Here is a 15,612-nt window from a genome sequence, read left to right on the forward strand (position 1 = left end):
TATTCTGAATTAAAAAGATATGAACGCAAAAAAAGTTTTATCGGACACCAATAATATTTTGTCTTTTGTAAAGAGTGAAAGAGCACATATAGAGGGCGACATCTATGTTGGATCTAAATTTCTTATTACACGTAATTGCAACAGCTTCTTTAAGCCTCTCCTTGATAATAACTATCCTATAAAAGCCAATGTTGCACGAATAGCGATGGTCAAGAAGGGCTGGTGTGAGCCCACTGTTGGATATAAGAAGTATCATTGTAAGCCTGGTGACTTATTGTTTATTAACTGGGGAGCAACGGTTAATGATGATGCCTTTGGGCATGATACGATTTTTGATGGCTTTATGATGACAGAAGACTTTATGCGTATGGTCTTTGGCGGAAAATTACCGGAGTTGTTTCTGTCTCCAGATTTATGTTTCTCTATTCATTTGGATGAGAAAGAACAAATGGTATGGCAGCAATATACGCAAATGCTTTATAGTTTGTCATCTCTTCAGTCAGTAAGTGACGAGACATTAAACTTCCTTTTCGTTTCTGTATTGAATTATGTTCAATCACAGTATAAACTGATGACAACGGAGTCACGAGGTGGTTGGTCGAGGAATAAGCAGGTGGTGGAGCGATTTATTCGATTGGTAAATGAGAATGCTAAGATTGAGCATGAATTAGAATTCTATGCTTCTGAATTATGCATGACTGCCCATTATTTAGGAGTGATAATTAAAAAGGAAACAGGAATTACAGCAAAAGAGTGGATTGATAAGACTTTGATTACGCTTATAGAACTTGAGTTGCGTTATTCTAATAAGTCTTTGAAAATGATAGCCGATGAATATAAGTTTGTGTCTTTGAGTTCGCTGTGCAAGTTCTACAAGCGAAGAACAGGAATTACAGCCACCGCATTTAGAGTAACAAAGAGTTGATGTTTGACTTTTGAAAGGGTGAGATAATAGGTGAAGGAGACAATTGTATGTTAGTAAAACCATCCTATTATTAGTCGGTTATTTGCTCGTCTGTATATAATATGGATAATCTACTATTGTAAACTGCTCTTGTGAAACAACTTAATATAAGTGCTGAACATCAGAGATGATCGTTGTAGGTACCAGACTATCGATAGCTTTTCCTTGGCTTACTCGTTGGCGTATATCTGTACTGCTGATATCAATAAAAGGTGTTTGAAGGATAGTGACGCCATGGGGCAGTGACGTTTCTGAGATTCTTTGGTTATGTCGTGGATAGACCACGATAAGGTAGTGGGCGAGGATATCCTCTGCATGATACCATCGATCGAAGGCTTCCCAATTGTCGCCACCAACGAGAAGTGTGAAGCGATGAGTGGGGAAGTCATGGCTGAGATGCTGTAGGGTATTCCAAGTATAAGAAGGTTTCGGCAGTTGGAACTCATAGTCCGAAGCCTTAAAATGTGGGTTATCAGCAGTCGCTTTACGTACTAAGTCCAAGCGAAGATGGTCAGCTAAAAGCTGCTGGTTTACCTTGAAAGGGTTTTGTGGTGATACCATAAACCAAACCTCATCTAAGTTTTCTTTTTCAAGAAAAGCCTTTGCGAGGGCTATATGTCCGTTGTGGATGGGGTTGAAAGAACCACCAAAGATACCGATGGAAGCCTCCCCCGATGAAGGGAAAGCCCCCCCCAACCCCTCCGAAGGGAGGGGAGTGCTAATAGTGGTGAAGTTAGATGATAGTTTCATAATGGTGTAATGGGCTTTAGAACCTATAAGTATTAGCAGTGCTATATGTTCTATTCATTATAGAAAATATAGGCGTTATTAGAAATGGTTCTTTTACTATTTGCAATCTATTAGGGCTCCCCTCCCTTCGGAGGGGTTGGGGGAGGCTTTATTTATCCCTCTAAAAATACCTTTACAACCTCATAAGTCTCTTGCTTTGCTTTCTCAAGGTCGTCATTAACGATAATCTTGTCGAATTTCTCAGCAAAGGTAAGCTCCTCTGAAGCCTTAGCAAGGCGGTTTTCAATCGCCTCTGCGCTATCAGTTTGTCTACCAACAAGGCGACGACGTAGTTCTTCTACTGATGGAGGTTGGATGAAAAGACTTAAAGCACGATCGCCATAGAACCTCTTGATGTTACAGCCACCCTTCACATCAACATCGAAGATAACATTCTGTCCTGCTGCAGACTGGCTCTCTACCTGTGATTTTAATGTGCCATAAAAGCGGTCCTCGTAAACCTCTTCATACTCAAGGAACTCTCCATTAGCAATTTTCTCTTTGAACTGTTCAGGTGAAAGGAAAATATATTCTACGCCATTTTGTTCTGTACCACGTGGTGCACGTGTGGTACAACTGATTGAGAAAGCTAACTTTAATTCTGGATGTTCCTTCATTAACCACTGAACAATGGTGCTCTTACCTGCACCAGAGGGAGCAGAGAGGATGAGTAATCTGCCGCAGGCAGAATCTTGAATATTTGATGTGGTGTTTTTTGTTGTTACCATATTGGATGAATATAGGATAGTATGAGTGTTTTAAACTATATGAATTATGTTGTTAGAGAAGCCCTTTTGTATAGTTATAAATGACCTTTTCAAACAGTACAATGTATTAATTTCAAATTATTATCATGAAAGAAAATATTTTTTTTCATGAAAAAGGCTGGTTAACTTGCGTTTACAACGCATTCAAAACCTGTTCCTTAATCTGCTCCAACTCGTCTTTCATCTTAACAACGATGTTTTGCATCTCTGCTTGATTGCTCTTAGAACCTGTGGTATTAATTTCGCGTCCCATTTCTTGTGCGATGAAACCGAGTTTTTTACCAACACCATGACCACTCTCTTTCATTGTTTCATGGAAGTATTTGAGGTGGTTTGTCAGTCGCTGTTTCTCCTCGTTGATGTCAAGTTTCTCAATATAGTAAATCAACTCCTGCTCAAGACGGTTCTTATCGTAGTCAACCTCTGGAATCTGTTTGAGACCATCAATAATCTTTTCTCTAATTTTTGGTACACGATTCTTTTCAAAAGGTTCGATGCTCTTCAAAAGATTAGTGATATTGTCAATCTTCTCTGTAAACTTCTTTTGTAGAGCAGCTCCTTCCTGTTTGCGGAATTCGGTGAGCTTTTCAATAGCCTCGTTGATAGCCTGCTGTGCTACTTCCCATTCCTCGTCATCTAAAACCTCAACTTCAGTCTTTGCTGTTACGTCAGGAAGACGAAGGAGTGTAGTAAACCAATCCTCTGGCTCTGGGATACCAGTAGATGCAGAGATTGCCTTAATCTGTTTATAATAGTTCTCTACCAGAGCAGCGTTGATAGGAGTGGCGTCAACAGTAGACTCCTTTTCAACCCATAGGGAGAAGTCAACTTTACCGCGCTCTAACTTCTGCGCAAGGAGACGACGAATTTCCATTTCCTTTTCTCTGTAGAGGGGTGCGATGCGTGCTGAGAGGTCGAGTGACTTACTATTAAGTGATTTCACCTCAACATTGATTTTCTTTTCCTTGTAGGCTACAACAGCTTTGCCATAGCCAGTCATTGATAGTATCATGAGCTTTTCGCGTTAATTTTTTGCAAATGTACAAAAAATGTGGAATAAAAAGAGTATATTTGCAAGTTATTTAGAACATAATTGATTTTTATGTCTTGTATATTAAATATTGATACGAGTACAAATGTGTGCTCTGTTGCAGTAAGTCAGGATGGAACTTGTATTTTCGATAAGCAAGATACGCTCGATCCTAAGCATAGAGAAAAGTTAGGGACATTTGTTGATGAGGCACTTGCCTTCATTGATAATAATAACTTGTCATTGGATGCAGTGGCAGTTAGTGGTGGTCCAGGTTCATATACTGGTCTGCGTGTCGGTGTGTCTATGGCAAAGGGGATCTGCTATGGACGGGGAGTAAAGTTGTTGGCAGTACCTACGTTAGAGTTGTTAGCTGTACCAGTATTGCTTCATCATGAGGAGGTTGAGGAGAATGCACTTCTCATTCCAATGATTGATGCGCGCCGTATGGAAGTTTATTCTGCTGTGTATGATCGTGCTTTGAAGGAAGTGCGTGGTATTCAGGCAGATGTAGTAGACGAGAATACCTACAAGGAATATCTTGATCGTGGTCCTGTTTATTTCTTTGGTAATGGCGCAGAGAAGTGCATGGAGATTATCAATCATCCTAATGCACACCTAATCAAGGGTATTGATGCTTTGGCTAAGAATATGTTCCCGTTGGCGGAGAAGCGTATTGCACAAGAGAAGTTTGAGGACGTAGCTTACTTCGTTCCATTCTATCTCAAGGACTTTGTCGCTAAGCAGGCAAAGCCATTGCTGTAGAATAGCTTTAGAATAAGGCTTGCCGTCATCACTTAAAATGTAACATTCACTATTCAATGAATATAGAAGGATTAGATTATAACACACAGCGAGAACGACTCATACTGCCACAGTATGGGCGAGAGATACAGAATATGGTGGATTATGCCGTTGCACTCCCTACAAAGGAAGAGCGTCAGCGATGTGCAGAAACCATTATTTCCATTATGGATAGGATGAATGCCCAGAATCGTGGTAACTTTGATCACATGGAAAAGCTCTGGGATCATTTGGCATTGATGGCTAACTTTGAGTTGGATATTGACTATCCTTGTGATGTGTCAGAGGCTTTGAAGATTGCTACTAAGCCAGAACCAATGAGCTATCCCATGTCAAATATTCCAGTAAGGCATTATGGGCGATTACTCTTTGAGGCTTTTGAGGAATTGAAAACAATGGAGCCTGGAGCACGTCGTGATGCTTTCGTGCGTTCGGTTGCTAATCAGATGAAACGTAGTCTGATGCAGTGGGGACATGGTACTTCTGATGATGAGAAGATAGCTTCGGACCTTGCCCGCTATACAGATGGTAAGATTCAGCTTGACCTTGACACATTCAAGTTTGAGAAAATTAATGCGAGAGAGTTTGCTCAGCCTCGTAATAAGAAGAAAAAGTAAAAGAACGACACATGGAATCCTTTATCATAGAAGGTGGACATCGGCTGAGTGGCACGATTGCTCCACAAGGTGCAAAGAATGAAGCCTTGGAGGTGATTTGCGCAACATTATTGACATCTGAAGAAGTTATCATACGTAATGTACCTGATATTCTCGATGTGAACAATCTCATCAAGCTCTTACAGGATATTGGGGTGAAGGTTAAGAAGCTTGCCCCTAATGAGTTCTCTTTCCAAGCAGACGAAGTAAACCTCGATTATTTAGAGAGTAGTGACTTTGTGAAGAAGTGCTCTTCTCTGCGTGGAAGTGTCTTGATGATTGGTCCATTGTTGGGTCGTTTTGGTAAGGCTACTATTGCAAAACCAGGTGGTGACAAGATTGGTCGTCGTCGTTTGGACACCCATTTCCTTGGATTCAAGAATCTTGGTGCACACTTTGGGCGTGTTGAAGACCGTGATGTATATGAGATACAAGCTGATAAACTTGTTGGAACCTATATGCTATTAGACGAAGCATCTGTTACAGGTACTGCCAATATTATCATGGCAGCAGTGTTAGCAGAAGGAACAACAACTATTTATAACGCAGCTTGTGAGCCTTATATCCAGCAACTCTGTAAGATGCTTAATGCAATGGGAGCGAAGATTAGCGGTATTGCCAGCAACTTGATTACTATCGAGGGTGTGAAGGAATTGCATGCTGCTGACCATAGAATCCTGCCTGATATGATTGAAGTTGGTTCTTTCATTGGTATTGCTGCAATGATTGGTGATGGTGTTCGTATTAAGGATGTGTCAGTTGCTAACTTGGGATTGATACTCGACACCTTCCGTCGACTTGGTGTACAGATTATCGAAGATGGTGATGACCTCCTTATTCCACGTCAGGACCACTATGTGATAGACTCTTTCATTGATGGAACGATTATGACCATCAGCGATGCTCCATGGCCAGGATTGACACCAGACCTTATCTCTGTGCTTCTCGTAGTTGCTACACAGGCGCAGGGTAGTGTACTTTTCCACCAGAAGATGTTTGAGAGTCGTTTGTTCTTTGTGGATAAACTCATTGACATGGGTGCACAGATAATCCTCTGTGATCCCCACCGTGCCGTAGTTGTTGGTCATGATAATGCCAAGAAACTCCGTGCAGGTCGTATGTCAAGTCCTGATATTCGTGCGGGTATTGCACTGCTTATCGCTGCACTAACAGCACAGGGAACAAGCCGTATTGATAATATCGCACAGATTGACCGAGGATATGAGAACATCGAAGGACGTCTTAATGCTCTTGGTGCAAAGATTCAGCGAGCAGAGGTTTGTTAGTCCCATCGTATCTAAAACTGCACTTTGAAAGAGTGTGTTGTGAATTTTAGATAAATAGGGTTGACCTATTCTCGAAAAAGGGTTGACGGTTTCTTGCAAAAAGGTAGACGGTTTTGGGCAAAAGGGTCAACCGTTTTACTGAAAAAACAATTTGGAATTGAAATAAGCTATAGTTTTATCAGTACTACTGATATAAGATGAAAAGATGATAAAGAAGGAAGAAGTCTATAAGATTGGGCGCATCGGGAAGCCGCATGGCGTACACGGAGAGTTGCAGTTGCAGTTCTCCGATGACGTTTTTGATGTGGTAGATGCCGATTACCTGATATTGGATATTGACGGAATCCTTGTTCCTTTCTTTATAGAGGAATATCGGTTCCGTTCTGATGAGATTGCCCTGATGAAGTTCTGTGACATCAATAGCGATGCACAAGCATGCGAACTGACAGGATGTATTGTCTATTTCCCACGTAAGTTGGCAGAAGAAGGGACAGATGATGTGTCATGGGCGCAGATTGTCGGTTATTCCTTGATAGATGAAGCAACGAATAATGTGATTGGCAAGATTGTTGCTGTAGATGAAACAACTGTCAATACGCTCTTTGAGGTGAGTACACCTGAAGGCGAGGAAATACTCATTCCTGCCAGTGATGAACTTATTGTTGCGACAGACATAGCGTCAAAGACGATTACGATGCGGATTCCATCAGGGCTACTTGACCTCTGATTCGCAGTATAAATTAAAAGAATTAATGAAACAACAAATCTGTATATTAGGCTCAACAGGTAGCATTGGTACGCAAGCCCTTGATGTTATCAGTCAGCATCCTGACCTTTATGAGGCTTATGCACTCACTGCAAATCATCGTTGGAAGGAACTTGCTGAGCAGGCTCGTCGCTTTAATCCTGCTGCGGTTGTCATTGCTGATGAGGCTTATTATGAACCTTTGAAGCAAGAGTTGGCTGATATGCCTGATGTAAAGGTGTATGCTGGTAGCAAAGCTTTGGAGGATATCGTTGAGTTACCATCAATAGATATGGTACTTACAGCGATGGTTGGCTATTCTGGTCTTGCTCCAACAATCCATGCTATCAAAGCAAAGAAGAAAATATGTCTGGCAAACAAGGAGACACTTGTTGTTGCTGGTGAGTTGATTCTTCAGTTGGCTCAGCAGTACCATGTGCCTATCCTGCCTGTGGACAGCGAGCATAGTGCTATCTTCCAGAGCTTAGTTGGTGAGGATGCGAACGAGATTGAGAAGATTCTTCTCACCTGTTCTGGTGGACCATTCCGTACCTTTACCCATGAACAGTTGAAGCATGTCACTGCAGCTGATGCTCTCAAGCATCCTACATGGGATATGGGTGCAAAGATTACTATCGATTCCGCGTCTTTGATGAACAAGGGTTTTGAAGTGATAGAAGCTAAGTGGCTCTTTGGTGTGCCTGCTGATAAGATACAAGTGTTGGTTCATCCACAGTCTATTGTTCACAGTGCGGTACAGTTCTGTGATGGTGGTGTAAAGGCACAGTTGGGTGTTCCTGATATGCGATTGCCTATTCAGTATGCCTTTTCATTCCCACAGCGCCTGCCATTAAGGGGCGATAGGTTAGACTTCTTCCGTCAGCCGTTAGAGTTCTTTGAGCCTGATGTGGAGAAGTTTAAGTGTCTTGCAATGGCATACGAAGCTATTAATAAGGGTGGCAATATGCCTTGCATTGTCAATGCTGCCAATGAGATCGTTAATGAAGGCTTCCGTAAGGGCGCTTGTAGTTTCTTGGCAATGGGCGACATTATTGAGAAGGCAATGCAAACTGTTGCTTTTGATAGCAATCCAGATTATGATGTATATGTGCAGACGGATGCTGAGGCACGCCGTGTAGCACTTGAGATTATGAATAATAAATAATGAATAGATAAATAATGGAAACATTTCTGATCAGATTGCTCCAGTTTGTTCTGGCAATCTCTCTGCTTGTCCTGCTGCATGAAGGCGGACACATGTTCTTTGCGAAGCTTTTCGGTGTTCGCGTTGAGAAGTTCTTCGTATTCTTCGATGTGGGCATCGGTAAGTGGAAAGGTAAACTCTTCAGTTGGAAACCTAAGAAAGACGATACGGAATATGGTATGGGTTGGTTGCCACTTGGTGGCTACTGCAAGATTTCTGGTATGATAGATGAAAGCTTTGATACCGACCAGATGAAGCAGGAACCACAGCCATGGGAGTTCCGTACAAAGCCAGCTTGGCAGCGTCTTTTGATTATGATAGGTGGTGTGTTGGTCAACTTTCTCCTCGCTCTCTTTATTTACTCAATGGTGATGTTCACATGGGGAGACAGCTATTTCAAGGTGTCTGACATGAGTATGGGTATGCGTTTCAATGCTGAGGCTAAGGCTTTGGGTTTCAAAGACCACGATGTAATGTTGGGAACAGACCAAGGTCCTTTCCGTGAGTATGCCAATGTGAATGGCGATTTCTTCCGTCAGATAGCACAGGCAAAGCGTGTGGATGTATTGCGTAATGGCAAGAAACATAGTATTACTCTGCCTGGTGATTTGGATATGCTCTCAATGATTAAGACGCGTCCTTTGTTTGCAGAACCTTTCATTCCTGCACAGGTGGATAGCGTGTTGGGTGATACTCCTGCTGCAAAAGCAGGTATCAAGGCTGGCGATGTCATTAAGTCTATCAATGGGAAGCCTATTGAGACGTGGACAGATATGAATTATCAGACAGGTGTCTTGAGTGATGTCTTGGCAGTGAAGAATACGCATAAGGATTCTCTTGCAGTTCGTTCTGTTGTGCTGACAGTTCAGCATAAGGGCGCAGCAAAGCTCGATACATTGAAGCTTATGTTGACACCTGATTTGAAGTTGGGTGTTTTGCAGTCAACATTGGCAAGTTATTATAAGCCTGTACAGGAGGAATACTCCTTCTTTGAGAGTTTCCCTGCAGGTATAAAGCATGGTTGGAACGTACTGCGTGGCTATGTCGGTAACTTCCGTTACCTTGCTTCAGCAGATGGTGCTAAGAGCATTGGAGGCTTTGGAGCTATCGGTAGTCTTTTCCCTCCATTCTGGGACTGGTATATGTTCTGGTCAATGACAGCCTTCTTGAGTATCATGCTTGCCTTCATGAACATTCTTCCTATCCCTGCTTTGGATGGTGGTCATGTGGTATTCCTTCTCTATGAGATGATTACTCGTCGTAAACCGTCAGAGAAATTCATGGTACGTGCGGAGTATGTAGGTATAACCATCCTAATCCTCCTTATGATATTTGCCAACCTTAACGACATTCTTCGTTGGTTGCATATTATGTAAGATAAGGAATTGTTTTTAATGGTATAAGCCTTTACGAAGGCTTTAATAAGGAATCACGCAATACTTACAAATGCAGGTATTGCGTGATTTTGTTTATTGTAGATTGTGTAATGCTTTTTATTCACAAGCCTGTACAACTCTTTCTTGAAAGTGTGTCAAAATGCAAATTAATAACTTGACAACTCTTAAACTATAAGTAGTTTTTTCCTAAAAACAAAGAAAAGACCATTTCTTTACTCAAAATCGAGTACAGAAATGGTCTTTTTTAATGAATTGTTTCAAACTGTAAGATTATCAAAATGGTATTTGCATTTTGACACACCCTCTTTTTATGTGTACGCTCGGCATGAGCATTATCTAACGGGTGCAAGTCCCGAGTAAGCCCTAATAGCGGGAATTACATAGGCAAGAGCAAGGGTGTCCATCGTGAGGTGAAATCTGAAGGAAGCTGGCGGCAAACATCTGACCTAACGAACAGAAATTTTATGGCTCTTCCGTTAAATGTGTGGACGCTTTTCGTATTGCTTTAACGTATGAACCATAGCTACTCATTAAACAAAAACTTGGCTAAGACAGTCAACATTCTATCCGATTATCATCCTTTTTCATTGAAAATCATTTCTTTTTAGACTTTGAAAATACGCAGATAAAGATTTGAAAAATCATTACATAATTTCAAAGAAAACTTCTATAACTAACGCCAAAAACACATATAAGAAGCAGATTTGCAACCAACAGTAAATCAATTAGTTATAAAACTGTATGATGAAAGGTGCTTAATTGGACTTCAAAAGGGCGTTAGTAAGGGTCTTAAAGGGCACCTTTTGCAAGCTAATTGGGCGTCTTTTAGAAGGCAAAAGAGCATGTGTTGGTTTTGAGTTGCACGAAAATAATTTACAAACTTTATATAGTAAGGGAATACGTTGATAGTAGAAGACAGATAGATATCGCAGCTAATTACGTTTATCATGTAGTTTATTTCCCTTTATAAAACCATCTTATTGGAGGTAATTATACCATGTATGTGGATGAATCTCATTCTATTAACAATCTACGCATTTAACGGAAGAACCAATTTTATACAAGGTATATGACCATGGATAAGATTGCATAACAAATCAAAGTCCCATAGCTATTCAGAATGGTTGGTGGAGTTCCCTTGAGCTTAGCGAAAAAATGAAGTAGGTGATAAGATGGAAAGATAATGTTCTTATCCGAGGAGGTCTCACGGACGCTTCAATTAGTTGTTTTTATACGAAAGAAGCGGAGTAATGCTTGCCGTGAGAGATCAGCAGACGCCATAGTAATACAATACCCGATAACGTTGCATGAAGGACAGAACCTACAATTAAGCGATAGTAATTGAAACATACCTAATGAAGGCAAGAATGCAGAAAACATTATCCCAAGTTAATGGCTACCCCTAAAGAGATAGGTCGGAAACCGAATGGTATGGGGGAGTGCAGACCTTCATGTGGATGTGTGTTAATGGGGTCGTATCTCGAATGGTACCCAAAATAGGAACCGCATGTACGGTGGTGTGAGAGGTCGGTGAACACGAAAGTAGGATATAAACACCTATGATTAGTGTTTACCTCCTACTCGATTTGAAGTATGGATGAGTACGAATGTAGCTACGGGTTAGGGAGTATCAAGTTCACCTTTTTATATAGAAGAGCTTATCGAACAACAAGTACACGAGGAAGCATCTACAATTATGTAAAAAACATGCGAAGAGTTTTTGTCATGCCGTTGTTTTTTTTTAATTTCGCAGAGTTTTAGTTTTTAATAGATAGTGATTAAAGAGGAAATAACAATCACTCAGGGCACTACCCAAGTCTCTATCCATCCAATAACCTATAAGATATAACCATAATGAAAAGATTTCTTCTGTGCATAGCAGCACTGAGTTTTTACGTTAACTTGCAAGCAAAAGTTGTCATAACAGGGCAAGTTACTGACGAAACAACATCCCCTATCATTGGTGCCGTAGTCAAGTTAGTCACCCAAACAACGTTAATTACGCAGACAGTAACCAACAATGAGGGTTCATTTAACCTTACCATGGAGGAGAGCGATGGGCACAAAGAACTCATCATAACCTATATGGGATATGCTGATTATCGTGTATCTCTGGAGAACATACAAAGGAATACCGACCTTGGAAAGATTCAACTGACTCCTTCCTCACAAGAGTTAAAAGGCGTAGAAGTGATTGGGAGGCGTGAAATACAGAAGATTGACCGGCGGATTATCACCCCTTCAAAACTCCAGCTAAAGGCTTCTACTAACGGAGTAATGCTCATACAGAACATGCAATTAGCTGGTATTCGGGTCAATACCATTGATAATACCATCACGACGACGACTGGAGATGCAGTCCAATTACGCATTAATGGTGTCATAGCAAAGATAGAAGAAGTAAAAGCCCTACGCCCTCAAGACATTGTAAAGGTTGAATACCACGATATGCCTGGACTACGTTTTAACGGTGCAGCAGCCGTCCTCGACTTCATTGTGAAGTATAAGAATAAAGGTGGAAACATCAATGGTGACCTCACCGATGGACTATCGATGTTAGGCTATGGAGAGAACCTTTTGTCTGCCAACTATCACAAAGGTAGATCCGAGATAAAGTCTTCTTTCTATTGGAATAGGCGTGATTTGAAGTGGAAAAGAGAGAACTACGAGGAGTACCACTACCCTCATCAGACCATAGAGAATAGAGAGATTGGTGAGCCAACAAAGGTTAAGTTTGATAATATGAACTTCTCTCTGTGGTACAACTATTCGTTTAAGAAGAGCAGTATTAGTGCTATCTTCCGTGATTACTACAATAAAGAATCTAACTCAATGGAGGATAGAATCAGTACGCTTTATCGCGGTACTGACGTCTACCACATCACCGACTTTAGGCATGGACACGATAACACGCCCTCGTTAGATTTGTATTTTCAAACTGAGCTTGCCCATAACCAGCACTTGTACTTCGACCTAATTGGCACTTACATCAATAGCCATAGCCAGCGTACATACACCTTATCATCAACCACACAACCTACTCAGACGATTGCTTCCATTACTGATGGTAACAAGTACTCCATAATAGGTGAGGGTATTTATGAGCGCATGTTCAAGGATAGCAAACTGTCGTTTGGGTTGAAGCATACGCAGATGTACACTAATAACACGTATGATGGAAACATCCAAAGTCAGGTAAATATGAATACAGCGGAGACTTTCGCTTACACTGAATGGATGTCAAAACTGGGCAAGCTGACCTATACCCTCGGGTTGGGAGGGATGCGTATTTACAACCATCAGCACGATAAGAAGCTATCGAAGTTCATCCTTCGTCCAAAGCTCTCCCTCGCTTATCAACCTTGTAGTAACGTAACTTTAAAATATCAAGGATACGTTTCGGCTTATGCTCCTTCACTATCCGACATGAGCAATGTGTCACAGGATATTGACGTATATCAGCTTAGAAAGGGCAATCCTAACCTAAAGTCTGTAACCTTCGTATCGAATGAGTTGTCCTTAAACTGGGGCACAAAATGGTGCGATCTATCGTTATTTGGAAGGTATAGTTACGATTCCCACCCTATCATGGAAGAGACTTATATTGACAACGGAAAGTTTGTTAGGACAATAGATAACCAAAAAAACTTCCACAGACTACATACCCAAATGGACATAAAGTTGCATCCCTTTGGCGATTGGTTCTCGTTACAACTTACTCCATTCTTCAATCGGTACATCAGTAATGGGCATACTTACGCACATACACTCTCGAACTGGGGACTGAATGGAAATCTACTCGTAATGTACAAACAATGGGTATTCACAGCTGTAGTACAGACCAGATACAATGAATTATGGGGTGAAACTCTTACCAAAGGAGAAGCGAATCACGCCATATCAGTAGGTTATAACAAAGACAAATGGGCGTTAAATCTCATCATGGCATTACCTTTTTCTAAACAATACTCAAATGAGACGGATAACTTGTCACGCCTCGCTCCTAACCAGCAACTGGCTTTCTCAAAGAGTTTGAGACGGATACTTCTACTTAACTTCACATTCAATTTGAATTATGGAAAAGGCAAATCAAGTATCAATAAACGTATTTCCAACTCTGATAATGATACAGGTATCATGTATGGAAGATAAAATGAACATCCTTATCTCTCTGGCTGGGCAGTCCCCACTGGTAGGGACTTGCAAGCATTAACTAATATACATGATAGTCAAACGCAAAAAGAGGATATGCTATCGTTGTTGGCATATCCTCTTCTATGTTTTATCAAGCTACTGGTCCACTTTCCTCTTTACTGAGGGTGTGTCAAAATGTAAATTCCATTTTGATAATCTTACAGTTTGAAACAATTCATTAAAACGACCATTTCTGTACTCGATTTTGAGTAAAGAAATGGTCTTTTCTTTGCTTTAAGAAAAAAACACTTATAGTTTGAAAGTTGTCAAGTTATTAATTTGCATTTTGACACACCCTCGTTAGGGCTCCGCACGATTGGTGCTCAGTAACAACACAATGTGTGTTGGACAACAACACAATGGCGAAAGATGGGTAAACACTCCCCTTTCTATGGGAGAAGACCAGTGGATGAGGGCTTTCTCAATAAAGCAGTATCAGTCCTGCAAAGGCAGCATAACATATCATGCGGATAGGATTTATCTTTAACCACATCGTACCAACAAAGGTTGCGGTAAAGAGGAATAGACTAATCCAAAACTGCCAAGGGTTAATACTTGGTGCAGAAAAGTTCTCAGTATTACATAATAATAAGGTGGCAGCTGCTAATAGACCCACTACTACTGGGCGTAGACCTGAAAAAACTGACTGTACAACAGGTGTGTTCATATACTTGAGGAACATCTTACTGATAAGAATCATTATTATCAACGATGGAAGTACAAGGGCTATGGTCGCGGTGAGACTACCCAATACTGCCATACCTGCGCCAAAGCCTGCATTATGTACGGCTGTATAACCGCAATAGGTAGCAGAGTTTATACCAATAGGTCCAGGCGTCATCTGTGATACAGCAACGATGTTGGTAAACTCAGCAGAGCTAAGCCAATGATGGTTTACAACCGTTTCTGTTTGTATCAATGATAACATTCCATATCCTCCACCGAATCCAAAGAGTCCGATGATAAAGAATGTGTAGAAAAGTTCTAAGTATATCATGTTGTTATTTCTGTTATTAGTCTGTTTTTAGTGTGTTGTTTATCCGAAATTATCCCATTCGTCTCTCTCTTCCTTCGGAACTTACGTTTGCTATTTCTTTTGTGAAGTTATATCTCGTTAGGCTCTCCCCTCCTTCGGAGGGGCTGGGGGAGGTATTTCACTCCGTCGGTTTAATAAACTTCCCATAAAGGAATCCACCCAATCCTGCTGCAATAATGACGTAAACAGGATTGACACCTAACAGCCAAATGGCTATGGCGGTGACAATAGGAATCCAACAGTTTGCCAATGAAAGTTTTGCACTCTTAGCCAAGGTAAAGGTTGGTGCTGCAATCAAAGCCACGACAGCAGGGCGTATTCCACGGAAAATTGCTGCCACCCAAGGGATGTCCATAAACTGATGGAAGAAGAGTGCGATGCAGAGAATGATGAGGAATGAGGGGAGAATAGCTCCTAAACAAGTGACGAGTGCACCCAGTGTCTTTCGCATCTTATATCCTACAAAGACACTGATGTTTGCAGCAAGGACACCAGGACAGCTTTGTGCAACAGCTATCAGGTCAACAAACTGGTCTTCTGGAATCCACTTTCTCTTCACTACGACTTCATTTTGGATAATTGAAATCATAGCATATCCACCGCCAAGTGTGAAGGCTCCAATCTTAAAGAAGGTTTTGAAAGCTTCCCAGTAGAAGCCTTTGGGTGATGGGTGTTGAGTGTTGGGTGTTGATGAAATGTTATCTTTGTCCACTGTGTCTTGTTTTTTATAGTGAAATCAA

The 15,612-nt window shown here is 41.1% G+C and carries 13 protein-coding genes; 8 read left to right on the top strand and 5 right to left on the bottom strand.

What is annotated here, in order from left to right:
• Positions 1–19: 19 nt before the first annotated feature.
• Positions 20–925, top strand: coding sequence for a helix-turn-helix transcriptional regulator (locus FIU21_RS05330; protein WP_172891319.1), 906 nt, complete (start codon positions 20–22; stop codon positions 923–925).
• Between the two features lie 141 nt (positions 926–1,066).
• Here FIU21_RS05330 and nadD read toward each other — a convergent pair whose 3' ends face one another.
• The 3 genes from nadD to FIU21_RS05345 form a co-directional block, all read right to left on the bottom strand.
• The gene (gene nadD / locus FIU21_RS05335; protein WP_172891320.1) at positions 1,067–1,714 is read right to left on the bottom strand and encodes a nicotinate (nicotinamide) nucleotide adenylyltransferase; all 648 of its coding nucleotides are present in this window, start codon (positions 1,712–1,714) and stop codon (positions 1,067–1,069) included.
• 152 nt (positions 1,715–1,866) lie between these two features.
• A complete protein-coding gene (gmk, locus tag FIU21_RS05340; protein WP_004358622.1) occupies positions 1,867–2,481 on the bottom strand; it encodes a guanylate kinase in 615 nt (204 codons plus the stop codon).
• 172 nt (positions 2,482–2,653) lie between these two features.
• Positions 2,654–3,532: a YicC/YloC family endoribonuclease gene (locus tag FIU21_RS05345; RefSeq protein WP_004358621.1), complete on the bottom strand. Its 879-nt coding sequence runs from the start codon at positions 3,530–3,532 to the stop codon at positions 2,654–2,656.
• A 90-nt stretch (positions 3,533–3,622) separates the two neighbouring features.
• On the opposite strand from FIU21_RS05345, the gene tsaB reads away from it, so the two are divergent.
• The 7 genes from tsaB (at position 3,623) to FIU21_RS05380 (ending at position 13,794) form a co-directional block, all read left to right on the top strand.
• Entirely contained in the window at positions 3,623–4,315 is a 693-nt protein-coding gene (gene tsaB, locus FIU21_RS05350; protein WP_036885699.1) for a tRNA (adenosine(37)-N6)-threonylcarbamoyltransferase complex dimerization subunit type 1 TsaB, read from the top strand.
• Between the two features lie 56 nt (positions 4,316–4,371).
• Positions 4,372–4,971, top strand: a complete 600-nt coding sequence (locus FIU21_RS05355) for a DUF4290 domain-containing protein (RefSeq protein ID WP_004358619.1) — start codon at positions 4,372–4,374, stop codon at positions 4,969–4,971.
• A gap of 11 nt (positions 4,972–4,982) precedes the next feature.
• A complete protein-coding gene (murA, locus tag FIU21_RS05360) occupies positions 4,983–6,296 on the top strand; it encodes a UDP-N-acetylglucosamine 1-carboxyvinyltransferase (protein ID WP_004358618.1) in 1,314 nt (437 codons plus the stop codon).
• 205 nt (positions 6,297–6,501) lie between these two features.
• Positions 6,502–7,023: a ribosome maturation factor RimM gene (gene rimM, locus FIU21_RS05365; protein ID WP_004358617.1), complete on the top strand. Its 522-nt coding sequence runs from the start codon at positions 6,502–6,504 to the stop codon at positions 7,021–7,023.
• Positions 7,024–7,048: 25 nt separating this feature from the next.
• On the top strand, positions 7,049–8,206 hold the full coding sequence (locus FIU21_RS05370; RefSeq protein WP_004358616.1) for a 1-deoxy-D-xylulose-5-phosphate reductoisomerase: 1,158 nt from the start codon (positions 7,049–7,051) through the stop codon (positions 8,204–8,206).
• A gap of 14 nt (positions 8,207–8,220) precedes the next feature.
• Positions 8,221–9,621: an RIP metalloprotease RseP gene (gene rseP / locus FIU21_RS05375; protein ID WP_036885698.1), complete on the top strand. Its 1,401-nt coding sequence runs from the start codon at positions 8,221–8,223 to the stop codon at positions 9,619–9,621.
• Positions 9,622–11,496: 1,875 nt separating this feature from the next.
• Complete coding sequence (locus FIU21_RS05380) at positions 11,497–13,794, top strand: carboxypeptidase-like regulatory domain-containing protein (RefSeq protein WP_004358614.1); 2,298 nt, start codon at positions 11,497–11,499, stop codon at positions 13,792–13,794.
• A 463-nt stretch (positions 13,795–14,257) separates the two neighbouring features.
• Here FIU21_RS05380 and FIU21_RS05385 read toward each other — a convergent pair whose 3' ends face one another.
• Both FIU21_RS05385 and FIU21_RS05390 read right to left on the bottom strand, forming a co-directional pair.
• Positions 14,258–14,833, bottom strand: coding sequence for a chromate transporter (locus tag FIU21_RS05385; protein WP_004358613.1), 576 nt, complete (start codon positions 14,831–14,833; stop codon positions 14,258–14,260).
• A gap of 157 nt (positions 14,834–14,990) precedes the next feature.
• A complete protein-coding gene (locus tag FIU21_RS05390; RefSeq protein WP_004358612.1) occupies positions 14,991–15,584 on the bottom strand; it encodes a chromate transporter in 594 nt (197 codons plus the stop codon).
• Positions 15,585–15,612 lie beyond the last annotated feature (28 nt).

It is taken from the genome of Prevotella melaninogenica, assembly GCF_013267595.1.
Taxonomy (GTDB): Bacteria; Bacteroidota; Bacteroidia; order Bacteroidales; family Bacteroidaceae; genus Prevotella; species Prevotella melaninogenica_D.